This is a genomic window from Roseomonas sp. E05, assembly GCF_030063475.1.
Lineage (GTDB): Bacteria > Pseudomonadota > Alphaproteobacteria > Acetobacterales > Acetobacteraceae > Pseudoroseomonas.
This window is the reverse complement of sequence record NZ_JASIRT010000006.1, coordinates 1-24,194: the sequence shown is the minus strand read 5'-3', so window position 1 is coordinate 24,194 and position 24,194 is coordinate 1. Positions and strand designations below refer to the sequence as shown.

Sequence of the window (24,194 nt, the reverse complement as noted above, 5' to 3'; positions counted from 1 at the left end):
CCGCGCCGCCGTGCCTGAGTCCCCGACCTGCGAAGGGATCGAAGGCGGAGCCGGGGAAGAATGAATTCTCCCCCGGACCCCCTCTTCTTTTTTTCTGTCAGTTTTCAGCGCTGGCCTCATGCGCTCACGCCGGGGCTGAAGCAGCCCCGACGACTGCACCCAGGGGACTGGTAAGGCGCAGCTGCCGCTACCTGCGCAACCGAAAACTGACAGAAGAAGGAGGGGGTTTGGGGGAGTTCACTCCCCCAAGCTTGCTGCGCGCGCACTTGCCGGCACGATGCGCCCATCGCGCAGGGTGACCACCCGATCCATCCGCGCGGCCAGTTCCGGGTTGTGGGTGGCGATCAGCGCCGCCACCCCTGCCCCGCGCACCGCCTCCAGGAGCTGGGCGAAGACCCGCTCGGAGGTTTCCACGTCGAGATTGCCGGTCGGCTCGTCGGCCAGGAGCAGGCCGGGGCGATTGGCCAGGGCGCGGGCGATGGCAACGCGCTGCTGCTCGCCGCCGGAGAGCCGCCCGGGCCGGTGCGATTCGCGCCCGGTCAGCCCGAAGCCCGCGAGCAGCTCATGCGCGCGGGCATTGGCGGCACGCTCGGCGACGCCATTGGCCATCTGCGGCAGCACCACGTTCTCCAGCGCGGTGAATTCCGGCAGCAGGTGGTGGAACTGGTAGACGAAGCCGATGGCACGGCCGCGGAGCGCACTACGGGCCTCGTCGCCAAGGCTGCCGGCCGCCTGGCCGCCGATGAAGACCTCTCCCCCGTCCGGCCGCTCCAGCAGGCCGGCCAAATGCAGCAGCGTGGACTTGCCGGTGCCGGAAGGTGCCACCAGGGCGACGATCTCGCCGCCATGCAACGTCAGGTCGGCACCGCGCAGCACGGGCAGCTCGCCCGCCTCGCTGCGGTAGCGGCGCTCGACGGCGGCGAGGCGCAGGCGCTCGGTTCCCGCGGCGTCACTCATTGCGCAGGGCCTCCACCGGGTCGGTCTTCGCCGCGCGCCAGGACGGATACAGGGTCGCCAGGACAGAGAGGCCGAGGCCCATCAGCACCACCTGGATCACCTCATGCGGGTTCAGCACCGCCGGAAGCTGGGTCAGGAAGTAGACCTCCGGGCTGAAGAGCTGGGTGCCGGTGAGTGCCTGCAACGCCTCGCGGATGCGCTCGATGTTCAGGCAGAAGACCACGCCGATGAGGAAGCCGATGCCGGTGCCGAGCACGCCGATGGAGGTGCCGCAGATCAGGAAGATGCGCATCACCGCGCCGCGCGTGGCGCCCATGGTGCGGAGGATGGCGATGTCCCGCCCCTTGTCCTTCACCAGCATGATCAGCGAGGAGATGATGTTGAAGGCCGCCACCACGATGATCAGGGTGAGGATCAGGAACATCACGTTCCGCTCCACCTGCACGGCGGCGAAGAAGGAGCTGTTGGAGGCCTGCCAGTCCAGCACGCGGAAGGGCATGGGGGAGAGGGCGCGAATGATCTCCTGCGTCACCTGCCGGACATTGTCGGGGTCCTGCACGAAGACCTCGATCTGCGAGGCGGCGTCGCGCATCTGGAAATAGACCTGCGCGGCCTGCAGCGGCAGGAAGACGTAGGAGCTGTCATACTCGTTCATCCCCGCCTCGAACATGGCGATGACGGTATAGGCGCGCATCCGCGGCACGGTGCCGATGACGGTGGTGCGGCCCTGTGGCGAGACCAGCGTCACCTTGCTGCCGATACCGAGGCCAAGCTTCTGCGCCAGGCGCGTGCCGACCATGATGGCGTCGTCGCCCTGGAAAGCGTCGAGCGAACCGGCACGGATGTTGTTGGCGAGGATCGGGCGGGCGCGCAGGTCCTCCGGCTTGATGCCGCGCGCGAGGCCGCCGGTGGCGCCGCCGGCCTCGCTGGTCAGCAGCACCTGCCCTTCGACGATCGGGGTTGCCATGGCGACGCCGGGGAGCTTCCGCACCCGCTCGGCGATGTCGTCATAGTTCTGCAGCCCGCCCGACCCGGCGGCATAGACGCCAAGATGGCCGTTCAGGCCGAGGATGCGCCCGAGCAGCTCCTGCCGGAAGCCGCCCATCACGCTCATCACGATGATCAGCGTGGCCACGCCCAGGGCGATGCCCACGAGCGAGAAGGTGGCGATGACGGAGACGAAGCGCTCCCCCTTGCGCGCCCGCAGATAGCGGAACGCGACCTTCCGCTCGAAGGCTCCGAACATCAGGCGGTCAGTTCCCCAGGATGCGCGAAAGAGCGGATTCGAGGGAAACCTCCTCCCGCTCGCCCGTGGCGCGGCGCTTCAGCTCGATAACCTCCCTGGCGGCGCCGCGCGGGCCGATGATGGCCTGCCAGGGATAGCCGGCCAGGTCGGCATCGGCGAACTTCACACCGGCGCGCTCGTTGCGGTCGTCATAGACGGCATCGCCGGGCAGCGAGGCGTAAAGCTTCTCGGACAGGGCATCGGTCGCGAGGTCGCCCGGCTTCAGGTTGAGAATGGCGCAGCGGAAGGGCGCCACGGGGTCCGGCCACTTGATGCCGGCCTCATCGTGGTTGGCCTCGATGATGGCGCCGAGCAGGCGGGAGACGCCGATGCCGTAGCTGCCCATCTGCGGCGTCACCGGGTTGCCGTCCGGCCCGGCGACCGAGAGACCCATGCTGGCGCTGTACCTGGTGCCGAAGAAGAAGATGTGCCCGACCTCGATGCCGCGGGCCGAAACCTGGTTCTCCGCGCCCAGCGCGTTCCAGGCCGCCTCGTCGTGCATCTCGTCGGTCGCGGCGTAGCGGCTGGTCCAGAAATCCACGGTCGGGTTCAGGTCGCCCTCATAGTCGGGCTTCTGCGCCAGCACGTCGAAGTCGAGCAGGTCCTTGTGCAGGTAGACCTGGCTCTCGCCGGTCTCGGCCAGGATGATGAACTCGTGGCTGAGGTCGCCGCCGATCGGGCCGGTGTCGGCGCGCATCGGAATGGCCTTCAGGCCCATGCGGGCGAAGGTGCGGAGATAGGCGACGAACATCTTCTTGTAGGAGAGCCGCGCGGACTCGACGTCCAGGTCGAAGGAGTAGGCGTCCTTCATCAGGAACTCGCGGCCGCGCATGACGCCGAAGCGCGGGCGGATCTCGTCCCGGAACTTCCACTGGATCTGATAGAGGTTACGCGGCAGGTCCCGGTAGGAGCGGGCGAAGGACTTGAAGATGTCCGTCACCATTTCCTCGTAGGTCGGGCCGTAGAGCATCTCCCGCTCGTGCCGGTCGGTGAAGCGCAGCATCTCCTTGCCATAAGCCTCATAGCGGCCGGACTGCTTCCACAGGTCGGCGCTCTGGATCGTCGGCATCAGGATTTCCTGAGCGCCGGCGGCGTCCTGCTCCTCCCGGACGATCTGGCTGACCTTTTGCAGCACACGTAGCCCGAGCGGCAGCCAGGCATAGATGCCGGCGGAGGTCTGCCGGATCATGCCAGCGCGAAGCATCAGCTTGTGCGAGGCAATGGCGGCTTCGGCGGGAACTTCTTTCAGGGTGGGCAGGAAGGCGCGGGAGAGGCGCACGGGTCAACTCCGTCCGGTCAGCGGTGCGCGAAGGTAAGGGCCCGAGGCTCAGGATGCCAGGGGCCAGGCTCCGTTCCGGCGCGTGAAGGCCACAACGCAATTTTGTTGCTATCGGAGGCGAAGAATTGAAATTTATACTTCGCGATCGGCCGCCCGCCGTATCACCGTTTGGCCGCCACAGGAGCGGAATCCAGGGCGGCCAAAAAAGAATGGGCCACACCAGAGGTGCGGCCCGAGTTTAGGGAGGAAACGCCAGTCACACGGCAGGAAGAGAACCAGCTCTCTTCCTGAAACTGATCCTGAGCCCGCCCTCGCTGCACCGCAACGCAAAATCCCCCCAAAAAAGCCGGAAAATTGTGCGAAGAAGCGTATAATGCTTATAATGCAGGCAAGTAGGCGCGAATATTCAGCATTCCGCCTAATCTACCGGCATAGCCAGCCAGCCATGGCGGAAGCTCAGCCAATCGCTGGTGATGAGAGCGTAGAGCCCGAGAAAGATCAGCGTCGCGACCGCCGTGGTCCAGAGCGCCTTGCGGCCAAGCCCCGGCGCCTCCGGCGCGCCGCGCCAGCCCCCCGGCGCCTGGCCCTCCGCATCCGGCCGGACGCCGACCGGCAGAACAGTGAACAACACGGTCCACCACACCAGGAAATAGACCACCAGTCCGGTAAACCAGTTCATCTGCTGCGCCTCTATCCTGCAGGACCCTGGGGAGATAGGCACTTCGCGCCGGCTCGGCCACCCTTTGTGCCTCGCCACATCCTCGCAGGAGCGTGATGGCGATCCCGCAACTCTGCCGGACAAGCGTGGTTCGAAGAAAAAGCACGGCCGCTGCTCCGCGTGCCGGCCATGCCTCCTTTTGTGCGGCGCATCCCACCGTCCGCGCACCAACCGGCCCGGCGCCCTGACGCCAAGGCCTGTTCGAACCCGGGAGCCCATGAAAGCAGAAGCCTCCTCCCGCCTTGTCGAGCTCGATTCCCTGCGGGGCATCGCCGCGTTCATCGTGGTGGTCCATCATGCCTATCTCAGCCTGCCGGAGGTGCCGGGCTGGGTCGCCTGGGCGGTGAACGACACGCCGCTGCGCCCCATCGGCATGGGCCGGCAGGCGGTGATCTTCTTCTTCGTGCTGAGCGGCTATGTCCTGACCCGTGCTCTGGCGCGGCAGGAGCAACGCCGGCCCGGCAGCGTCCTGAGCGGTGGCGGCTGGGCGCATTACGGGACGCAGCGGGCGATCCGCCTGGGCCTTCCGGTGCTGGCGGCTGTGGTGCTTTCCGCCCTGCTGCAGTCAATGACCTGGTCCGGTCCGCTGCCGGCCGGGACGCCGCATATCACCGGCGGCGCTGCCTGGGCCGCGCCCTGGACCTGGCGCGACCTCGCCGCCCAGGCGCTGCTGCTGGAGCACGGCGACGGGTTCCAGCTCGACCCGGTGCTATGGTCGCTGGTGCATGAGTGGCGCGTCGCCCTGCTGCTGCCGCTGGTGCTGCTGTTCCGTGAGCGGCTGGCGCTGCTGCTGGCGGTCGCCTTCATTGGCGCCGGTATCGCGCGGCTGGCGGGAATGCCGGAGGGGCATGTGTCGCTCGGCGACAGCTTCCCCGGCACCTTCGCCGCCAGCGCCGGCTTCCTGCCCGCCTTCGCCGCCGGTGCGGCGCTGGCCTTGCGCCCTCTGCCCCGCCTGGACGGTGGCCAGGCCCTCGCCGCCGGGGTCGGGGTGGCGGTCATGGCCATGGCGGCGCATGACTACGGCGTCATTGCCGGCTCCGTGCTGCTGATCCTGCTGGCGCAGCGGGGCGGCAGCTTCGCGCATGGACTGCGCCGGCCGTCCCTTCTCTGGCTGGGGAAAGTCTCCTTCAGCCTCTATCTGGTGCACCTGCCCGTGCTGCTGATGCTGACGCATCTCCTGCGTGATCGGGCCACGCCGGGCATGGTCGCGCTGCTGGCTGTGCCACTCGCCCTGCCCGCCGCCGCCATCACGCACGCGCTGGTCGAACGCCCGGCGCAGCGGCTGGCGCGCAGCCTGCCGGCGCCGCGTACAGGCCGGCTCCAGGCCCGCCTGACGTGAAGCGAGGAGGGAGCCACCCCCCTCCCCGCCGCCCTCTCATCAGACGCGAAGCAGATGGATCTCTACGCTGGGGCGCTTGCGGAGCCGCCGGCTGACCGCCTTGCGCAGCATGGTACGCGCCGCATCGCGCAGCGTGTCGTCCTCCTGCTTCAGGGCCGGTGGAAGGTCGGTGACCGCGCGCGCCAGCTCGTCGGCAAGCTGACCGGGCTCCATGTCCGCCATGTCGAACAGGCCGGGTGCAGAGATCTGCGGGTTGCCCAACACCCGGCCGCTGCGGTCCACCGCCAGCGAGGCCATCACCACGCCGTTGAACAGCATCCGGCGCCGGGCGCCGAGCACGCTGCCGTCGAGCGGCAACAGCCGCTCGCCATCCAGCGCGAGCTGGCCCGTGGGCACCCCCTCCACCACCTCCGGCGCGGCGTTGCCGGTGCGCGGCGCGAGCTGCAGCACGTCGCCATCCTCGACCAGCACAGGCGTCGAGCCCATCTCGCGGGCCAGGGCGGCGTGTTCCTGCAGATGGCGCCACTCGCCATGCACCGGCACCGAGAAGCGCGGCTTCACCAGGGAATAGAGGCGCCGCAGCTCGTCCCGTGCCGGGTGGCCGGAGACATGCACCATGTGGTCGTCCGCGGTCATGACCTTGCAGCCACCACGCGCCAGGTCGTCCTGCATGCGCAGGATGGCGCGCTCGTTGCCGGGGATCATGCGGGAGGAGAAGATCACGGTGTCCCCCTCCCCCAGCGAGATACGAGGATGGGTGTCGGCGGCGATCTTCGCCATGGCCGAGCGCGGCTCGCCCTGGCTGCCGGTGCAGATGATCAGCAGCTGATCGTCCGGTACGTCATCCGCCTCCTCCTCCTGGAGGAAAGGCGGGACGCCCTGGAGATAGCCGCATTCCCGCGCCGCCGCCTCGGCATTCCGCAGGCTGCGGCCGAACAGCGCGACCTGCCGCCCGGCGGCCCGCGCCGCCGCCGTGATCGACTCGATCCGCGCCACATTGGTGGCGAAGCAGCTGACGGCCACGCGGCCCTTCAGCTTGCGGATCAGCGCCGTCATGCTGCGGCGGACCTCGGCCTCGGAGCCGGAATGGCCTTCCACCAGGGCATTGGTGCTGTCGCAAACCATCGCCAGCACGCCCTCGCGTCCGAGCGCGGCGAAGGCCTCCTCGTCGGCGGGCTGGCCAATCAGCGGGTCGGGGTCCAGCTTCCAGTCGCCGGTGTGCAGCACGGTGCCATGCCGGGTGCGGATGGCGATGGACTGCGGCTCCGGCACGGAATGGGTCACGCGGATGAAGCGCAGCTGGAACGGCCCCAGCTCCACCTCGCCGCCGAGCGGCACGGTGATCAGCTCGACCTGTCCCAAAAGGCCCGCCTCGCCCAGCTTCCGCCGCAGCACGGCCGCCGTGAAGGGGCTGGCATAGACCGGGCAGCGAAGCTGCGGCCAGAGCGGCGCCACGGCGCCCACATGGTCCTCATGCGCATGGGTGATGACGAGGCCCAGCAGCTTGTCCCGGCGCTCGGCGAGCCAGGCGGGATCCGGCACCATGACCTCGGCTTCCGGCTGCTCGGCACCGCCGAAGCCGATGCCGCAGTCGATCGCCAGGAGCTGGCCGTCGCAGCGGTAGACATTCAGGTTGCAGCCGATTTCCCCCGTTCCGCCCAGCGGAATGAAGGCCAAGTCTCCATCGTTGTTCAGGTTCATCTACTCTCGCCAGTGGTGGTGTTCATGCAGTCATGCCCTTCACAGGGCAGATTCCGTGGCCCTCGTCATGCCCATGCCCCTTCTGAGGGCCGGGCGCGTCAGGCAAATTCTTCAGGAGGGAAATGGGAGCGCACCCGCATTTCTCCAACAGCAGTCCGACATCGGACGTGATCGCCCGGACAGTTGCCGCCAGCGCCAACTCTCCTTGCGGCTGCGAGGCCGTGAAATCTCCGGGGCTGCGGCGCAATGCTTCCCTCCACACAACCCCACATAACCCCAGACAACGCCCGATTGCATCGGCGGAACCGTCCTCCCGCCGATCACGGATTGCGGACGAGGCGATTGCTCTCTCTGGCGGAGTGCTGCGACGCGGGCCTGCGCAACTGGACGCCGGCGGCCTTGGGCAGGACGCTCCTGTTGCTGCTCCGCAGGACAGGCGGTCAGGGTGTACCACCCGAACGACAGCAGCCGGGTGGCAGCCTTGCTCAGGCGCCGGAAGCAGGCCCTTCCGCCCGGCCTCTGCGGGGCGTCTCTGCTGCCGGCGCGTTATTTCCCGCACGGGTTGCAAGGGGCGGCATGCTGGCGAGTTCGCCGGCTGCCACAGGAATGCGTACCCCCTCCACTTCGAGCATGAGGCGCCCGTCCTCGGCCAGCCCCGCGAAGCGCCCGCTCAACATTTTGTGTCGCTGCCTCACCCATAGCGGCGTGCCGAGGGCAGGGCCGAAACGCATCCAGGCCTCCCGCATCGGTGCGAAGCCGGCGGCCTGCTGCTGTTGCCGCCAGCGGCCGAGGGCCGCCAGGAAACGCTCCGCAAAGGCGGCCGGCTCGGGCGGGGCGATACCCGCGCCCGCAAGACTGGCCGTCGGGCGGTCCGGCAATGGGGGAGCCTCCCGTAGATTGACGCCGATCCCCGGAATGATCCAGCCGATGCCGCCCTGCCCGTCCGGCGCCGCCTCGGTGAGAATGCCGGCGCATTTGGCTCCGCCCAGCAACAGGTCGTTGGGCCACTTCAGCGCCAGTTCCGCATCCGGCGGCAGAAGCTCCGCGACGGTCTCGGCCAGGGCCACGGCCACGAGGAGGCCCCATTGCGGCAATTCGCGGGCCGGGCCTGCGGGACGCCAGAGAAAGGAGAGGTGCAGGTTGCCGGCGGTGGAATGCCAGGGCCGCCCCTGGGTGCCGCGCCCGGCGGTCTGCCGCCGGGCCAGGACCGCGAGCCCTTCCGGCTCCCCCGCGGCTGCGGCGGCCAGCACGACATCCTGCGTGCTGGCCAGTTCCTCATGGACCGTGAGCCGCCATGCGGCCACGCCGCCCGTCACCCCAGAAGGGCCGCGACCGCCGCCTGTGCCGCCGCCAGGAAGGGCGCCGGGAAGACGAAGAAGAAGACGGTGAACAGCCCGGTGCCCGCCAGGACAGCGGAGAGGCTGGCCGGCCGCGGGTCGAGCGCGGTGCCGGCGTCGAAATACATCACCTTGATGACGCGCAGGTAATAGTAGGCCGAGATGGCCGAGGTGAGCACGCCCACGACCGCCAGGGTCCAGTAGCCACCCTGCACCGCCGCCAGGAAGACGTAGAGCTTGCCGAAGAAGCCGGCCAGCGGCGGGATGCCAGCCATGGAGAGCATGAACACCGTCATGCCCAGGGCCATGGCGGGATCGGTGCGGCCCAGGCCGGCGAGGTCCTCGACCCCCTCCAGCGCGCGCCCGTTGCGGCGCATGGCGATCAGCACGGCGAAGGTGCCGACGCTGGTGAACACATAGATCGCCATGTAGAGCAGCAGGCTGCGGATGCCGATCTCGCTGGCCACCGCCAGGCCCATCAGCGCATAGCCGATATGGCCGATGGAGGAATAGGCCATCAGCCGCTTGATGTTGCGCTGGCCGATGGCGCCCAGCGCGCCCAGGATCATCGAGCCGAGCGAGGCCAGGATCAGCACCTGCTGCCACTGCTCGACCAGTTCGCCGAACGGCCCCGCGGCCACGCGGGTCAGCAAGGCGATGGCCGCCACCTTCGGCGCCGTGGCGAAGAAGGCGGTGACCGGCGTGGGCGCACCCTCATAGACGTCGGGCGTCCACATGTGGAAGGGCACGGCCGAGATCTTGAAGGCCAGCGCCGCCAGCACGAAGACCAGGCCGACCACCAGGCCGAAGGGCGTGCCATCGGTTGTGCCCACCGCATCGGCGATGCGGCCGAAATTGGTGGAACCGGCGAAGCCATAGATCAGGCTGGAGCCATAGAGCAGCATGCCCGAGGCCAGAGCGCCCAGCACGAAGTACTTGAGGCCGGCCTCGGAGGAGCGCTCGCTGTCCCGGTTGAAGGCGGCGATCACGTAGAGGGAGAGCGAAAGCAGCTCCAGGCCCAGGTAGAGCGTGATCAGGTCATTGGCCGAGACCATGATGAGCATGCCGAGGCTGCTGAACAGCAGCAGCACCGGGAACTCGAAGCGGCTCAGGCCCTCCTTGACGTTCCAGTCCATCGCCAGGAGCAGGCCGAGCGCGGCGCCGGCCAGCACCAGCAGCTTCATGAACTTGGTGAAGGCGTCGGAGACGTACTGGCCGAGGAAGGCGACGCCCTCCGGCTGGCTGAGGACCAGCACGGCCGTCACCAGCAGCGTGCCGAGCACCGCCATGTTGATGGCGAAGCTGGTATCCCGCCGGGGCAGCACACCGGCGGCCAGGATGACCAGGCCACCAAGCGCCAGCACGAGTTCAGGGAGGATGAGGGTCCAGTTCATGCCGGTCACATCCCGGCCATGCGCGGCAGGGCCATCGCGGCTTCATGCCGCGTGACCAGCGCCGCGACACTGGCCTCGAAGAAGGAGAGGAAGGAAGACGGATAGACGCCCATCCACAGGGTCAGCAGGATGAGCGGCGCGAAGGTGACGTACTCGCGCGGGCTGAGGTCCAGCAGGGCCTTCAGGTCCTCGCGGGTGATCCGGCTGAAGATCACGCGGCGATAGAGCCACAGCATGTAGGCCGCGCCCAGGATCATGCTCAGCGCGCCGCCGAAGGCGACCCACGGGTTGACGTGCCAGACGCCCACGATGACCAGGAACTCGCCCGGGAAGCCGGCCGTGCCGGGCAGCGCGATGGAGCCCATGGTGAACAGCATGAAGACCATGGCGTAGGAGGGCATGATCTTGGCCACGCCGCCGTAGCGCGCGATCTCGCGCGAGTGGACGCGGTCGTAGAGCACGCCGACGCAGAGGAAGAGCGCGCCGGAGACCACACCGTGGCTGAGCATCTGGAAGATGGCGCCGGAGATGCCCTGCTGGTTCAGCGTGAAGATGCCCATCGTCACGATGCCCATATGGGCGACCGAGGAATAGGCGATCAGCTTCTTCATGTCCTCCTGCGCCATCGCCACCAGCGAGGTGTAGACGACGGCCACCACGGAGAGCGTGAAGATCAGCGGCGCGAACCACTCCGTCGCCTGCGGCAGCAGCGGCAGGGAGAAGCGGAGAAAGCCATAGGCGCCCATCTTCAGCAGCACGCCGGCCAGGATGACGGAACCGGCGGTCGGCGCCTCGACATGCGCGTCCGGCAGCCAAGTGTGCACCGGCCACATCGGCACCTTCACCGCGAAGGAGGCGAGGAAGGCCAGGAACATCCAGACCTGCACGGAGGGCGCGATGGTCAGCTGCATGATGGCCGGGATCGAGGTGCTGCCGGCCTCGAACCAGAGCGTCAGAAGCGCCAGCAGCATCAGCAGCGAGCCGAGCAGGGTGTAGAGGAACAGCTTGTAGGCGGCATAGACCCGCCGCGCCCCGCCCCAGACGCCGATGATCAGGAACATCGGGATCAGGACGCCTTCGAAGAAGATGTAGAACAGCACGATGTCCAGCGCGCTGAACATGCCGACCATCATCGTCTCCAGGACGAGGAAGGCGATCATGTACTCCCGCACGCGGCTCTCGATGGCTTCCCAGGAGGCCAGGATGCAGAGTGGCGTCAGCACGGTGGAGAGCAGCACGAACAGCACGGAGATGCCGTCCACGCCCATGTGGTAGCCGAGGCCGAATTCCGGCATCCAGCTCATCTGCTCGACGAACTGGAAGTCGGCGCTCGACTTGTCGAACTGGAACCAGAGGATCAGCGACAGGGCGAAGGTGATCAGGCTGGTCCAGAGCGCGGTCCAGCGGGCGTTGGAGGCGACGACCGCCTCCTCCCCCCGGATGAACAGGAGGATGCCAGCGCCCACCAGCGGCAGGAAGGTGAGCAGCGAGAGCAGAGGGAAACCCGCGGCGTTCATCGGCCGACCCCGAACAGGAAGATGCTGACGAAGAGAACAAGGCCGATGATCATGGCAAAGGCGTAGCTCGCCACCCGGCCCGACTGCAGGCGCACCACGCGGCCGGAAGCCTGGGCGGTGAGGCTGGCGGCGCCGTTCGGCATGCCGTCGATGATCTTCACGTCGCCCACCTTCCAGAGCTGCACGGCAAGCGCGCGCGCCGGGCGGACGAAGATCCGGTCATACAGCTCGTCGAAGTACCACTTGTTGAGCAGGAAACGGTACAGGCCCGGCACCGCCGCCGCGATCCGCCCCGGCATCGAAGGCGCGAACATGTACAGCACATAGGCCAGAGCGATACCGATCAGGCCCACGACGGTCGGCAGCAGCGGCACCCATTCCGGCACCTCGTGCGCGGCGTGCATGACCTCGTTGTGCGGCGCATTGACGATGGCGCCGTTCCAGAACTCCACCCAATGGTGGCCGACGAACATCTCGTGGAACACGCCACCAGCGAACACCGCGCCGACCGCCAGCACGAAGAGCGGCACCAGCATGACCCAGGGGCTCTCGTGCACATGCTCCATCGTGTGATGGTCCGCGCGCGGGGCACCGTGGAAGGTCAGGATGATCAGGCGCCAGGAGTAGAAGGCGGTCAGGAAGGCGGCCGCGATGCCGCAGATGAAGGCATAGGTGGCGGTCCAGCCCACGCCCGCATAGGCGGCCTCGAGGATCATGTCCTTCGAGTAGTAGCCGGCGAAGAGCGGAACGCCCGCCAGCGCCAGGGAGCCGATCCAGAACATGGCGTAGGTGAAGGGGATCTTCTTCCAGATCCCGCCCATCCGGCGGATGTCCTGCTCGTCCGACATGGCGTGGATGACCGAGCCGGCGCCCAGGAACAGCAGCGCCTTGAAGAAGGCGTGCGTGAACAGGTGGAACACCGCCGCCTGGTAGGCGCCGACGCCGACGGCGAAGAACATGTAGCCGAGCTGCGAGCAGGTCGAGTAGGCGATCACCCGCTTGATGTCGTTCTGCACCATGCCGACGCTGGCGGCGAAGAGCGCCGTCGTGCCGCCGATCACGGCGATGAAGCCGAGCACGTTCGGGGCATATTCCATCAGCGGCGACATGCGCGCCATCAGGAAGACGCCGGCCGTCACCATGGTGGCGGCATGGATCAGCGCGGAGACCGGCGTCGGGCCTTCCATCGCGTCCGGCAGCCAGGTGTGCAGGCCGATCTGCGCCGACTTGCCCATGGCGCCCAGGAAGAGGAACAGGCCGATCAGCTCCAGCGCCGGATAGCCGGCGAAGGTGGTCTGCCGGGCCGCCTCGACGCCCTGGAAGATGCCGTCGAACTCGAGGGTGCCGAAGGTCCAGAAGGTCAGCGCCATGCCGAGCATGAAGAAGAGGTCGCCCACGCGGTTGACGATGAAGGCCTTCATCGCCGCGCGGTTGGCGCTCTCACGCTCGTACCAGTAGCCGATCAGCAGGTAGCTCGCGAGGCCGACGCCCTCCCAGCCGAAGAACAGCTGCACGAGGTTGTTGGCCGTCACCAGCATCAGCATCATGAAGGTGAACAGGGAGAGATAGGCGAAGAAGCGCGGGGGCGTCTCGTCATGCGACATGTAGCCCACGCTGTAGAGGTGGATCATGGTCGAGATCAGCGTGACCATGCCCACCATCATCGCCGCCAGCGTGTCGTAGCGGAGCGCCCAGGAGACCTGGAGGCCGCCGACATCGATCCACTTGACGATCTCGACCACACCCGGCGTGTGGTTCAGCCCGACCTGCACGAAGCCATAGAGGCCACAGGCCGCGGCCAGGGCCATGCAGAGCACGGTGGCCCATTGCGCCGCCTTGTCGCCGATCCAGCGGCCGAAGAAGCCGGAGATGCAGGCGCCAAGCAGCGGGAAGAAGACAGCACCGACATACATGCGACTAACCCTTCAGGGTGGAGACGTCCTCCACCTCGATGCTGCCGCGGTTGCGGAAGTAGATGACGACGATGGCCAGCCCGATGGCCGCTTCCGCGGCCGCGACGGTCAGCACGAACAGGGCGAAGATCTGCCCGGTGAGGTCCTGCAGGGCCGCGGAGAAGGCCACCATGTTCAGGTTCACCGCGAGCAGGATCAGCTCGAGCGACATCAGGATGACGATGATGTTCTTCCGGTTCAGGAAGATGCCGAACACGCCGAGCACGAAGAGGATCGCGCTCACCGTGAGGTAATGGCCCAGGCCAATGCTCAGCATGTCAGTGGTGCCCGCCTTCTTCTTGGTCGTGGTGCCCGTGGCCGTGCGCCTCGTGCGCGACCTTCTTCGGCTTCGGCGGCTCCGGCAGTTTGCGCCGGACGATGCCGAGCTTGTCCAGACCGGTGCGTGCGGGCACCTTCGTCAGCGCCACGGCCTCGGCGCGGGCCAGCTGCACGGCAATGTCCTGGCGCTTGCTGTTGGCCGGCTTGTCGCGCAGCGTCAGCACGATGGCACCGATCATGGCCACCAGCAGGATCAGGCCGGCAATCTGGAACAGCAGGATGTAGTCCGTATAGACCAGCCGCCCGAGCGCCTCGGTGTTCGACAATGCCGGGTCGATCGGCACGGCGTTCAGCCGCAGCATCGCGACATCCGGCGCGAACTGCCAGGAGCCGAAGACGAACAGCAGTTCCAGGAAGAGGATGGCCCCGATCACCGCGCCGATCGGCGCGTAGCGTTGCAGTCCCTGCCGCAGCTGGACGAAGTCGATGTCCAGCATCATCACGATGAACAGGAACAACACCGCAACCGCGCCGACATAGACGATGACCAGGATCAGGGCCAGAAACTCGGCCCCCGCCATCAGGAACAGCGCCGCGGCGTTGAAGAACGCCAGGATCAGGAACAGCACGCTGTGCACGGGATTGCGGCTGGTCACCACCATGACCGCGCTGGCGATCAGGATGGCCGCGAAGACATAGAAGGCGAGTGCGGCGATCATCGCAGCCCGCCCGCGTGCAGATGCAGCATCATGGCACCGTTCCGAAAGAGCCGCCCTGGCAGGAGGACGGGGCCGTGGAGGAAGGCTGCGGGGGCGTCACGACCAGGCCCACCCCCGCGGCGGTAATCAGCGATAGGGCGCGTCGAGCTCGAGGCGCTTGGCGATCTCCGGCTCCCACCGGTCACCATTCGCGAGCAGCTTGTTCTTGTCGTAGAGCAGCTCCTCGCGCGTCTCCGTCGCGAACTCGAAATTCGGCCCCTCGACGATGGCATCCACCGGGCAGGCTTCCTCGCAGAGGCCGCAGTAGATGCACTTCGTCATGTCGATGTCGTAGCGCGTGGTGCGGCGGGAGCCGTCCTCGCGCGGTTCGGCCTCGATGGTGATCGCGAGCGCCGGACAGATCGCCTCGCAGAGCTTGCAGGCGATGCAGCGCTCCTCGCCATTGGGGTAGCGGCGCAGCGCATGCTCGCCCTTGAAGCGGGGCGAGAGTGCCGTCTTTTCATAGGGATAGCTGATCGTGGCCTTGGGGCTGAAGAACTGCTTCAGCGTCAGCGCCATACCGGAGACCAGCTCGGTCAGCAGCAGGCTGCGTGCCACGCGGTCAAGCGTTGCCATCTCTCACCTCGTCGCGCGGGGGTAACCCGCGCCCGTCATTTGAACAAGAGACCTCATGCCGGCAGCCACCCTGCGAGCTTCAGCACGAAGGCGGTCAGCACCAGATAGATCAGGCTGAACGGCAGGAATACCTTCCAGCCCAGGCGCATCAGCTGGTCGTAGCGGTAGCGCGGGAAGGTCGCGCGCACCCAGATGAAGGTGAACAGGCAGAGGCAGATCTTGAGGATGAACCAGAGCGGGCCCGGCACCCAGTTGAAGGGCGCCACATCCAGCGGCGGCAGCCACCCCCCCAGGAACAGGATGGTGGTCATCGCCGACATGAGGATCATGTTGGCGTATTCGCCCAGGAAGAAGAGGGCGAAGGTCATGGAGGAGTATTCCACCATGAAGCCCGCCACCAGCTCCGACTCGCCCTCGGCCAAGTCGAAGGGCGGGCGGTTCGTCTCGGCCAGGGTCGAGATGAAGAAGATGATGAACATCGGGAAGAGCGGGATGAAGAACCAGACGGTCTTCTGCGCCAGCACGATGGCGTTCAGGTTCAGGCTGCCGACGCAGAGCAGAACCGTCACGATCACCAGGCCCATCGAGACTTCGTAGGACACCATCTGCGCGGCCGAGCGCAGGGCGCCCAGGAAGGCATATTTCGAGTTGGAGGCCCAGCCGGCGATGATGATGCCGTAGACGCCAAGCGAGGAGATCGCCAGCAGGTACAGCACGCCGACATTGATGTTGGCGACCGCCCAGCCATCATTCACCGGAATGACGGCCCAGGCCACCAGCGCCAGGATCAGCGTCAGCATCGGGCCGAAGATGAACAGCCCCCGGTTGGCGCCGGAGGGGATGATGGTCTCCTTCAGCAGCATCTTCAGCGCATCGGCGAAGGGCTGCAGCAGGCCGAAGGGGCCGACCACGTTGGGGCCCTTGCGCATCTGCATCGCGGCCATGACCTTGCGCTCGGCGAGCGTCAGGTAGGCGACGCCGATCAGCAGCGGCACCAGCAGGGCCAGGGTCTGCAGCAGCGTGATGACGAGGATGCCGAGCGGCGAGGCGAGAAACGTGTCCATCCCGGTCACTCCGCCGCCAGCCGCGGCGTGGGGTCGTTGTAGATGCGGCTGCACTCGGCCATCACGTCGGAGGCGCGGCTGATCACATCAGCCCGCCAGTAGTCGGTGATCGGCAGGGTGAAGGGCTGCTGGCCAAGGCTGACGCCGCTGGCCTGCGGGCCGGTGGTATCGGCGCAGCCGCCGGCGACGCGGCCATCCACCAGCCGGAAGGCAGGGTTCGCCGCCGCCAGCCGCGCCCGCAGCGCGTCCAGCGTGTTGAACTGCAGGTCCACGCCCAGCGCTGCGCCAGCAGCACGGATGATGCGCCAGTCCTCCTTGGCCTCGCCCGGCGGATAGAGCGCCAGACGGCCATGCTGCACCCGGCCCTCGGTGTTGACGTAGGTGCCTTCCTTCTCCGGGTAGGCAGCGCCCGGCAGGATCACGTCCGCCCGCGCCGCCGCCCGGTCGCCATGATGGCCCTGGTAGACGACGAAGGCGCCTTCCGGGATCAGGCCGGCATCGAAGCCATCGGCGCCGAGCAGCCAGAGCGCGTCCACGCCGCCCGCCAGCATGCCGGCGAGGTCCAGCCCGTTCGGGCCGGGCACGAAGCCGGCGTCCAGCGCGCCGACCTGGCCGCCGAAGAGGTGCAGCATGTTGAAGCCATGCCAGTCCGGCGTCAGCGCGCCGACCGAGCGCGCCAGCTCCCAGGCCGCCGCGAGCACTGCCGCGCCGTCCGGGCGCGCCACGGCACCACGGCCGAGGATCACCATCGGCCGCTTGGCGCCCTTCAGCACCTCGGCGAAGGCGTTGCCGCCCTCCAGCAGGGTGGAGATGGCCCCGGGGCCCTCCCCCAGCTGCTCGGTGTGATAGGTCAGGTCGAGCCCGGCCGGGCCGATGAAGCCCACCTTCAGCGCACCCGCCGCCCAGCGCTTGCGGATGCGCGCGTTCAGCACGGGCGCCTCCTTGCGGGGATTGCTGCCGATGATCAGCAGCGCGTCCGCCTCCTCGATTCCGGCGATGCCGGAATTGAAGAGGTAGTAGTCACGCCGGGAGGCGTCGATCGCCGCACCGTCCTGCCGGCAGTCGAGATTGGCCGAGCCGAGGCCCACCATCAGCTCGCGCAGGGCGAAGGCGCTCTCGGCGTCCACCAGATCGCCGGCCACGGCGCCGACGCGGTTGCCGGGAATGCCCTGCATCCGCTCGGTGATGACGGCGAAGGCCTCTTCCCAGCTCGCCTGGCGCAGCTTGCCGTCCTGGCGCACCCAGGGGCGGTCCAGCCGCTTGCGGCGGAAGCCGTCGAAGGAGAAGCGGCCACGGTCGGCCATCCACTCCTCGTTCACGTCCTCATTGACGCGCGGCAGGATGCGCACGACCTCGGGGCCGCGCGTGTCGATGCGGATGGCGGCACCCACGGCGTCCAGCACGTCGATGCTCTCGGTCTTGCGCAGCTCCCAGGGCCGCGCCACGAAGGCGTAGGGCCGGCTGGTCAGCGCGCCGACCGGGCAGATGTCGATCAGGTTGCCGGAAAGCTCGGTGGTCAGCGCCTTCTCGACATAGGTGCCGATCTGCATGTTCTCGCCGCGCCCCGTGGCGCCCAGCTCCGGCACGCCCGCCACCTCGGTGGCGAAGCGCACGCAGCGGGTGCACTGGATGCAGCGGGTCATGATCGTCTTGACCAGCGGGCCCATGTACTTGTCTTTGACCGCCCGCTTCTCCTCGCGGTAGCGGCCGCCCTGCCCGCCATAGGCGGTCGCCTGGTCCTGCAGGTCGCACTCGCCGCCCTGGTCGCAGATCGGACAGTCCAGCGGGTGGTTGATCAGCAGGAATTCCATGACGTTGCGGCGGGCATTCCGGACCATCGCGCTGTCCGTGAACACCTTCATGCCGTCCGCCACCGGATAGGCGCAGGAGGCCACCGGCTTCGGCGCCTTCTCCACCTCGACCAGGCACATGCGGCAATTGCCGGCGACGCTCAGCCGCTCATGGTAGCAGAAGCGGGGAATTTCCTTCCCCGCCGCCTCGCAGGCCTGCAACACCGAAGCGCCGTTCGGAACCTCAACCTCGGTCCCGTCGATCGTAACCTTGGCCATGGCGCCTTACTCCGCCGCCAGCGGCACATGGGTGCCGCCGTGCTTCTGCTTGTAGGCCCGGATGCGCTCCTCCATCACGGGCCGGAAATGCCGGATCAGCCCCTGCACCGGCCAGACGCCGCCATCGGCGAGGGCGCAGATGGTGTGCCCCTCGATCTGGCGGGTGACGCCGTCCAGCAGGTCGATCTCCTCGATCTCGGCGCGGCCCTCGACCATGCGGTCCATCAGGCGCTTCTGCCAGCCCATGCCCTCGCGGCAGGGGGTGCACTGGCCGCAGCTCTCGTGCTTGTAGAAATCGGCCAGGCGCGAGATGGCCTTGATGATGTCGGTGGACTTGTCCATCACGATCACCGCGGCGGTGCCGAGGCCCGACTTGTGGTCGCGCAGGGCGTCGAAATCCATCAGCACGTCGTCGCAGATGTGCTTCGGCAGCAGCGGCGTCGAGGAACCGCCGGGGATGACGGCCAGCAGGTTGTCCCAGCCGCCGCGCACGCCGCCGGCATAGCGCTCGATCAGCTCCCGCATCGGGATGCTCATCTCGGCTTCCACGTTGCAGGGCTTGTTCACATGGCCCTGGATGCAGAAGACCTTGGTGCCCGAGTTGCGCGGACGGCCGAAGCCGGCGAACCAGGAGGCACCGCGCCGCAGGATGGTCGGCACCACTGCGATGGTCTCGACGTTGTTGACCGTGGTCGGGCAGCCATAGAGGCCCACCGCCGCCGGGAAGGGCGGCTTCAGGCGCGGCATGCCCTTCTTGCCTTCGAGGCTTTCGATCAGCGCCGTCTCTTCGCCGCAGATATAGGCGCCGGCACCACGGTGCAGGTAGAGGTCGAAGTCCCAGCCCGAGCCGGCGGCGTTCTTGCCCAGCAGCCCCGCGTCGTAGGCCTCGTCGATGGCCGCCTGCAGCACCACGGCCTCGTTGTAGTACTCGCCGCGGATGTAGATGTAGGCCGCGTGCGCCCCCATGGCGAAGGAGGCGATCAGACAGCCCTCGATCAGCGTCTGCGGGTCGTTGCGGACGATGTCGCGGTCCTTGCAGGTGCCCGGTTCCGACTCGTCGCAGTTGACGACGAGGTAGGACGGCCGGCCATCGGGCGAGGCCTTCGGCATGAAGCTCCACTTCATGCCGGTCGGGAAGCCGGCCCCGCCGCGGCCGCGCAGGCCCGACTGCTTCATCTCCTCGATGATCCAGTCCCGACCTTTGGCGATGATGCCGGCGGTGCCGTCCCAGTTGCCGCGGCGCAGCGCCTCCTGCAGCCCCCAGTGATGGATGCCGTAGAGGTTGGTGAAGATGCGGTCCTTGTCGCTCAGCGGCATGGCGTCATTCTCCCTTCCGCCCGACCACGATGGCGGGGTCCTTCAGCGGAATGTCGAGCAGCACCTCCGGCCCGCCCTCGGGCGCGCTGCAGAGGCGGCCCTTGGCGCTGCCCGGCTTCGGGCGCTCGCCCCGCTTCAGGGACTCGATCAGCTTCACCGTGCTCTCGTAGTCCAGGTCTTCGTAGTAGTCGTCATCGACGGCCAGCACGGGCGCGTTCACGCAGCCGCCGAGGCATTCCACCTCGGAAAGGGTGAACAGACCGTCCTCGCTGGTGTCGCCATAGCCCTTGAGCGCGCCGGCATCCTTGCAGGCGCGCAGCACCTCATCCGAGCCGCGCAGCCAGCAGGGCGTCGTGCCGCAGACCTGCAGGTGAAACCGGCCGATCGGCTTGGTGTTGAACATGAAATAGAAGGTGGCCACCTCATAGACGCGGATCGGCGCCATGTGCAGCCGGGTCGCCACCACGTCCATCGCGACGCGCGGCACCCAGGCGCTGCCGGTGGCGCGGCCCATCTGCTTCTGCACGACGTAGAGCAGCGGGATGACCGCGCTCGCCTCCTTGCCGGCCGGATAGCGCTTCAGGATCTTTTCGATCTGCGCTTCGCTTTCCGGATCGAAGGCGAAGCTCGCGGGTTCCTCGTGATGATTCACGTCCTGCTGGGCGCTCACCGGTCGATCTCTCCGAAAACGATGTCCAGGCTGCCGATGATGGACACGGCGTCGGCCAGCATGTGCCCCTTGGAAAGCTTCTCCATGGCCTGCAGATGCGCAAAGCCGGGCGCCCGGATCTTGCAGCGGTAGGGGCGGTTGGTGCCATCCGCCACGAGGAACACGCCGAACTCGCCCTTCGGCGCCTCGACCACCGTGTAGGTCGAGCCCTCGGGGACGTGGTAGCCTTCGGAATAAAGCTTGAAGTGATGGATCAGCGATTCCATCGAGCGCTTCATCTCGGCCCGCTTCGGAGAGGCGATCTTGCTGTCCTGGACCTTGATCGGGCCGCCCGGCATCTGCGCCAGGCACTGCTTGATGATCTTATGGCTCTCCCGCATCTCCGCGATGCGGACGAGATAGCGCTCATAGCAGTCGCCATGGCTGCCAACCGGGATCTCGAAGTCGAGCTGGTCGTACACGTCATAAGGCTGGCTGCGGCGCAGGTCCCAGGCGCAGCCCGAGGCGCGCAGGCAGGGGCCGGAGAAGCCCCAGGCGAAGGCCTCCTCGGCCGTCATGATGCCGATATCGACGGTGCGCTGCTTGAAGATACGGTTGCCCGTCAGCAGGCGCTCGATATCGTCCACAAACTTGGGGAACTGCTCCGCCCAGGCGGCGATGCGGTCGGTCAGCCCGGCCGGCAGATCCTTCGATACGCCACCGGCGCGGAAGTAATTGGCGTGGTAATGGGAGCCGGAGGTGGAGTCGTAGAACTCCAGCAACGCTTCGCGCTGCTCGAAGCCCCAGAGGCTCGGCGTCGTCGCGCCCACATCCAGCGCATAGGTCGTGATGTTCAGGATGTGGTTCAGGATGCGGCTGATCTCGGCGAACAGCACACGGATGTACTGCGCGCGGATCGGCGCCTCGATGCCGAGCAGGCGCTCGGTGGCGAGGGCGAAGGCATGCTCCTGCGACATCGGCGCCACATAGTCGAGCCGGTCGAAATAGGGCAGCGCCTGGATATAGGTCTTGTGCTCGATCAGCTTCTCGGTGCCGCGATGCAGCAGGCCGATATGCGGATCGGCACGCTCCACCACCTCACCCTGCAATTCCAGGATGAGACGCAGAACGCCATGCGCGGCCGGATGCTGCGGGCCGAAATTGATGGTGTGGCTGTCGATCTCGACGACGCGCTTGCCGGCGGCGGCGGGAGTGTCTTCGGTGCTGAGGCTCATTCGCGGGTGATCCGGTTGAGGTGCACCTTCTCGTCGCCGGGCAGCGTGGTCATGCCTTCCCAGGGCGAGAGGAAGTCGAAGTTGCGGAAATCCTGCTGCAGCTTGACCGGCTCATAGACCACGGCCTGCCGCTCGGGGTCGTAGCGGACCTCGACATAGCCGGTCAGCGGGAAGTCCTTGCGCAGCGGGTGCCCCTCGAAGCCATAGTCGGTGAGCAGGCGCCGCAGGTCGGGCTGGCCGCTGAAGATGATGCCGTACATGTCCCACGCCTCGCGCTCGAACCAGGTGGCGGAGGGCCAGAGGTCGGAAACGGTCGGCACCGGCGCCGTGGCATCGGTCGTGGTGATGACGCGGATGCGGTGGTTATGCGTCAGCGACAGCAGGTTATAGACGACATCGAAGCGCTCCGGCCGGCTCGGCCAGTCCACGCCGCAGATGTCCATGCACTGCTCGAAGGCGAAGCGCGATTCATCGCGCAGCAGCTGCAGCACCGCATGGATGGCGGCGCGCTGCACGCGGATCTCCACCTCGGCGCCGCGCGCGATCCCCGACTCGGTCACCACCCCTTGCGGGATGGCGCCGAGCACGGCGTTCAGCAGCTCTTCCTGTGCGGTCGGGGCGCGGGGCGCCTCGGCCGGGGCAATGGCGGTCTCGTCAGCCACGCAGGATGCTCCCCGTCCGCCGGATCTTCTTCTGTAACTGCAGCACGCCATAGACCAGCGCCTCGGCCGTGGGCGGGCAGCCCGGCACGTAGACGTCCACCGGCACGATGCGGTCGCAGCCGCGGACGACGCTGTAGCTGTAATGATAGTAGCCGCCGCCATTGGCGCAGCTGCCCATCGAAATGACCCAGCGGGGCTCGGCCATCTGGTCGTAGACCTTGCGCAGGGCGGGGGCCATCTTGTTGGTCAGCGTGCCGGCCACGATCATCACATCCGACTGCCGCGGCGAGCCGCGCGGAATGGTGCCGAAGCGGTCAAGGTCATAGCGCGGCATGTAGGCATGGATCATCGGCACGGCGCAGCAGGCCAGGCCGAAGGTCATCGGCCAGAGGCTGCCGGTGCGCGCCCAGTTCACCACCTTGTCGAGGTTGGCGACGATGAAGCCCTTGTCCTCGATTTCGTCGGTGGCGGCCTTCACCACCGCGTCCTGATCGGCGCCAGGCTGCAGGGCCTGCTTGTTCCAGGCCAGTTCGTTGCTCGTACTCATGGGATTCATTCCCAATCCAGGGCGCCTTTGCGCCATTCGTAGAGAAAGCCCACCGTCAGCACGGCCAGGAAGCCCATCATGGAGAGGAAGCCCAGCCAGCCAATGTCGCCCAGCGCCACCGCCCAGGGAAAGAGGAAGGCCACCTCCAGATCGAAGATGATGAACAGGATGGCCACCAGGTAGAACCGCACGTCAAAGCGCCGGCGCGTGTCGTCGAACGGCTCGAAGCCGCACTCATACGCCGAGACCTTCTCCGCGTAGGGCTTCTGGCGGGCCGCCAATACGCTCCCCACCACCATGGCGACGGCGATCGCGGCCGCAATGGCCAGGAAGACCAGGATCGGGAAATAGTTCGCCAGCAGTGGCTGGGTCATGATGCGTCCGTCCCTCGGGCCTATGGCCCATCATGGCCAAGCGCAGGGGAGCGCATGGCCAGCCACGCCACAGGCCATGCCGCAGCGCAACGCTCGGGGCGGACATTACCCCCCTGACGCCCGCTTCGCCATAGCCCCTGGGGCATTGCAGCACATTGAAATTAGGTAGGCTTAAAGCTGAAAACGCCGCCCCAGATCCCTGGGGCAGCGTTTCAAAACGCACTGGCGCGAGTGACGGGGCTCGAACCCGCGACCTCCGGCGTGACAGGCCGGCGCTCTAACCAACTGAGCTACACCCGCTTGCGGCGTGGAGGGGGAAATAATCCGGCGGCGCCCCCCTGTCAATCAACGAAAACCGCCTCCCGGTGATCAATCCGCAGAAGAAACCGATTGGCCAGGATCTCGCTGGAGGCGGGGGGACGGGGGACTGGGCACTGACGGATTCGAACCGCCGGCATCCTCGGTGTAAGCGAGGCGCTCTACCGCTGAGCTAAGTGCCCACCCTTCCGACGCAGCGATTAGCGCCCTCCCCCACTGCTGGCAAAGCCCAAAAACGCGAAAGGCCGGCGGTGATGCCGGCCTTTTCCCAAATCCGCCTCACCTGCGGCTTACCCCAGCGTGTCCTTCAGCGCCTTTCCGGCCTTGAATCGCACGGTGGTGGAAGCGGCGATCTCGATCTCCTCCCCGGTCCGCGGGTTGCGGCCCTTGCCCCCCTTTCGGCTGGAGGTGGAGAAGGTGCCGAAGCCCACCAGCCGGACTTCCTGCTTGGCCTTGAGCGCCTGGCTGATCGCGTCGAATACCGCCTCTAGCACCTCGCCGGCCTTGGCCTTGGAGAGCTCTCCCGTCTCCGCGACAACCGCGACGAGATCCTGCTTGTTCACCTGGTTCATCCTCGCCTGAGAGTGGACGGAATCAGCCCGGGCTGGCCCGCACGGTACCGACACTAGGCAACAGGATTTTGCCGCGTCAACGCCGGGCTTGCAGTGCTCCGCCGAAGTGGCCGGATCATGCCGTCCTGTCCGTCCTGCAGACCTTCGGGCAAAGAAAAAGGCCGGGAGGCAAGCCCCCCAGCCACTAGCTTAATCTGTTGACGCCCGTTTCGGACCCCGTTTCACTACGGGCCGGAGCGGGCGTTGGTATTTTGGGGGTGTTTTGGCGGGTTCGGAACCTAAAGGGAACGGATTG

22 protein-coding genes and 2 tRNA genes are annotated in these 24,194 nt (G+C 67.3%); 1 reads left to right on the top strand and 23 read right to left on the bottom strand.

Going from position 1 to position 24,194, the window contains the following annotated elements; genetic code table 11:
* Window positions 1-237 precede the first annotated feature (237 nt).
* The 4 genes from QMO56_RS08420 to QMO56_RS08405 all read right to left on the bottom strand — a co-directional run bounded on the left by QMO56_RS08420 (window position 238) and on the right by QMO56_RS08405 (window position 4,200).
* A complete protein-coding gene (locus tag QMO56_RS08420) occupies window positions 238-957 on the bottom strand; it encodes an ABC transporter ATP-binding protein (protein ID WP_283524888.1) in 720 nt (239 codons plus the stop codon).
* Window positions 950-2,203: a lipoprotein-releasing ABC transporter permease subunit gene (locus QMO56_RS08415; protein ID WP_283524886.1), complete on the bottom strand. Its 1,254-nt coding sequence runs from the start codon at window positions 2,201-2,203 to the stop codon at window positions 950-952. Before QMO56_RS08415 ends, QMO56_RS08420 begins: the two co-directional genes overlap by 8 nt.
* Window positions 2,204-2,210: 7 nt before the next feature.
* Window positions 2,211-3,521 carry a proline--tRNA ligase gene (gene proS / locus QMO56_RS08410; RefSeq protein WP_283524885.1) on the bottom strand — a complete coding sequence of 437 codons (1,311 nt, stop codon included), beginning with the start codon at window positions 3,519-3,521 and terminating at the stop codon, window positions 2,211-2,213.
* A 418-nt stretch (window positions 3,522-3,939) separates the two neighbouring features.
* Window positions 3,940-4,200 carry a DUF1467 family protein gene (locus QMO56_RS08405; protein WP_283524884.1) on the bottom strand — a complete coding sequence of 87 codons (261 nt, stop codon included), beginning with the start codon at window positions 4,198-4,200 and terminating at the stop codon, window positions 3,940-3,942.
* Window positions 4,201-4,456: 256 nt separating this feature from the next.
* Here QMO56_RS08405 and QMO56_RS08400 point away from each other — a divergent pair, with 256 nt between their 5' ends.
* Window positions 4,457-5,578 (top strand): acyltransferase, encoded by a 1,122-nt coding sequence (locus QMO56_RS08400; protein ID WP_283524883.1) that lies wholly within the window; start codon window positions 4,457-4,459, stop codon window positions 5,576-5,578.
* Window positions 5,579-5,617: 39 nt separating this feature from the next.
* On the opposite strand, the gene QMO56_RS08395 is transcribed toward QMO56_RS08400, so the two are convergent.
* From QMO56_RS08395 to QMO56_RS08305, 19 genes are all read right to left on the bottom strand, one after another.
* On the bottom strand, window positions 5,618-7,279 hold the full coding sequence (locus QMO56_RS08395) for a ribonuclease J (protein ID WP_283524882.1): 1,662 nt from the start codon (window positions 7,277-7,279) through the stop codon (window positions 5,618-5,620).
* A gap of 485 nt (window positions 7,280-7,764) precedes the next feature.
* Window positions 7,765-8,583: a biotin--[acetyl-CoA-carboxylase] ligase gene (locus QMO56_RS08390; protein WP_283524880.1), complete on the bottom strand. Its 819-nt coding sequence runs from the start codon at window positions 8,581-8,583 to the stop codon at window positions 7,765-7,767.
* A gap of 8 nt (window positions 8,584-8,591) precedes the next feature.
* On the bottom strand, window positions 8,592-10,010 hold the full coding sequence (gene nuoN / locus QMO56_RS08385) for an NADH-quinone oxidoreductase subunit NuoN (protein WP_283524878.1): 1,419 nt from the start codon (window positions 10,008-10,010) through the stop codon (window positions 8,592-8,594).
* Between the two features lie 5 nt (window positions 10,011-10,015).
* A complete protein-coding gene (locus QMO56_RS08380; RefSeq protein ID WP_283524876.1) occupies window positions 10,016-11,527 on the bottom strand; it encodes an NADH-quinone oxidoreductase subunit M in 1,512 nt (503 codons plus the stop codon).
* On the bottom strand, window positions 11,524-13,440 hold the full coding sequence (gene nuoL / locus QMO56_RS08375) for an NADH-quinone oxidoreductase subunit L (protein WP_283524875.1): 1,917 nt from the start codon (window positions 13,438-13,440) through the stop codon (window positions 11,524-11,526). The genes QMO56_RS08380 and nuoL overlap by 4 nt, the downstream gene beginning before the upstream one ends.
* A gap of 4 nt (window positions 13,441-13,444) precedes the next feature.
* The gene (gene nuoK / locus QMO56_RS08370; protein WP_283524874.1) at window positions 13,445-13,756 is read right to left on the bottom strand and encodes an NADH-quinone oxidoreductase subunit NuoK; all 312 of its coding nucleotides are present in this window, start codon (window positions 13,754-13,756) and stop codon (window positions 13,445-13,447) included.
* Between the two features lies 1 nt (window position 13,757).
* Window positions 13,758-14,477: an NADH-quinone oxidoreductase subunit J gene (locus tag QMO56_RS08365; protein ID WP_283524873.1), complete on the bottom strand. Its 720-nt coding sequence runs from the start codon at window positions 14,475-14,477 to the stop codon at window positions 13,758-13,760.
* A 126-nt stretch (window positions 14,478-14,603) separates the two neighbouring features.
* The gene (nuoI, locus tag QMO56_RS08360) at window positions 14,604-15,092 is read right to left on the bottom strand and encodes an NADH-quinone oxidoreductase subunit NuoI (RefSeq protein WP_283524871.1); all 489 of its coding nucleotides are present in this window, start codon (window positions 15,090-15,092) and stop codon (window positions 14,604-14,606) included.
* Between the two features lie 53 nt (window positions 15,093-15,145).
* Window positions 15,146-16,156, bottom strand: coding sequence for an NADH-quinone oxidoreductase subunit NuoH (nuoH, locus tag QMO56_RS08355; protein ID WP_283524869.1), 1,011 nt, complete (start codon window positions 16,154-16,156; stop codon window positions 15,146-15,148).
* A gap of 5 nt (window positions 16,157-16,161) precedes the next feature.
* Window positions 16,162-18,225 (bottom strand): NADH-quinone oxidoreductase subunit NuoG, encoded by a 2,064-nt coding sequence (gene nuoG, locus QMO56_RS08350; protein WP_283524867.1) that lies wholly within the window; start codon window positions 18,223-18,225, stop codon window positions 16,162-16,164.
* Between the two features lie 6 nt (window positions 18,226-18,231).
* A complete protein-coding gene (gene nuoF, locus QMO56_RS08345; protein WP_283524865.1) occupies window positions 18,232-19,542 on the bottom strand; it encodes an NADH-quinone oxidoreductase subunit NuoF in 1,311 nt (436 codons plus the stop codon).
* Between the two features lie 4 nt (window positions 19,543-19,546).
* Complete coding sequence (locus QMO56_RS08340; RefSeq protein WP_283524864.1) at window positions 19,547-20,212, bottom strand: NAD(P)H-dependent oxidoreductase subunit E; 666 nt, start codon at window positions 20,210-20,212, stop codon at window positions 19,547-19,549.
* Window positions 20,209-21,426: an NADH-quinone oxidoreductase subunit D gene (locus QMO56_RS08335; protein ID WP_283524862.1), complete on the bottom strand. Its 1,218-nt coding sequence runs from the start codon at window positions 21,424-21,426 to the stop codon at window positions 20,209-20,211. Before QMO56_RS08335 ends, QMO56_RS08340 begins: the two co-directional genes overlap by 4 nt.
* Window positions 21,423-22,088, bottom strand: a complete 666-nt coding sequence (locus QMO56_RS08330) for an NADH-quinone oxidoreductase subunit C (RefSeq protein WP_283524860.1) — start codon at window positions 22,086-22,088, stop codon at window positions 21,423-21,425. Before QMO56_RS08330 ends, QMO56_RS08335 begins: the two co-directional genes overlap by 4 nt.
* On the bottom strand, window positions 22,081-22,644 hold the full coding sequence (locus QMO56_RS08325; protein ID WP_408906512.1) for a NuoB/complex I 20 kDa subunit family protein: 564 nt from the start codon (window positions 22,642-22,644) through the stop codon (window positions 22,081-22,083). The genes QMO56_RS08330 and QMO56_RS08325 overlap by 8 nt, the downstream gene beginning before the upstream one ends.
* Window positions 22,641-23,009 (bottom strand): NADH-quinone oxidoreductase subunit A, encoded by a 369-nt coding sequence (locus tag QMO56_RS08320; RefSeq protein ID WP_283524857.1) that lies wholly within the window; start codon window positions 23,007-23,009, stop codon window positions 22,641-22,643. Before QMO56_RS08320 ends, QMO56_RS08325 begins: the two co-directional genes overlap by 4 nt.
* 223 nt (window positions 23,010-23,232) lie before the next feature.
* Window positions 23,233-23,309 (bottom strand) — tRNA-Asp (locus tag QMO56_RS08315).
* A gap of 128 nt (window positions 23,310-23,437) precedes the next feature.
* Window positions 23,438-23,509: transfer RNA gene (locus QMO56_RS08310), tRNA-Val, on the bottom strand.
* 108 nt (window positions 23,510-23,617) lie between these two features.
* Window positions 23,618-23,899, bottom strand: coding sequence for an HU family DNA-binding protein (locus QMO56_RS08305; protein WP_283524855.1), 282 nt, complete (start codon window positions 23,897-23,899; stop codon window positions 23,618-23,620).
* Between the last annotated feature and the right edge of the window lie 295 nt (window positions 23,900-24,194).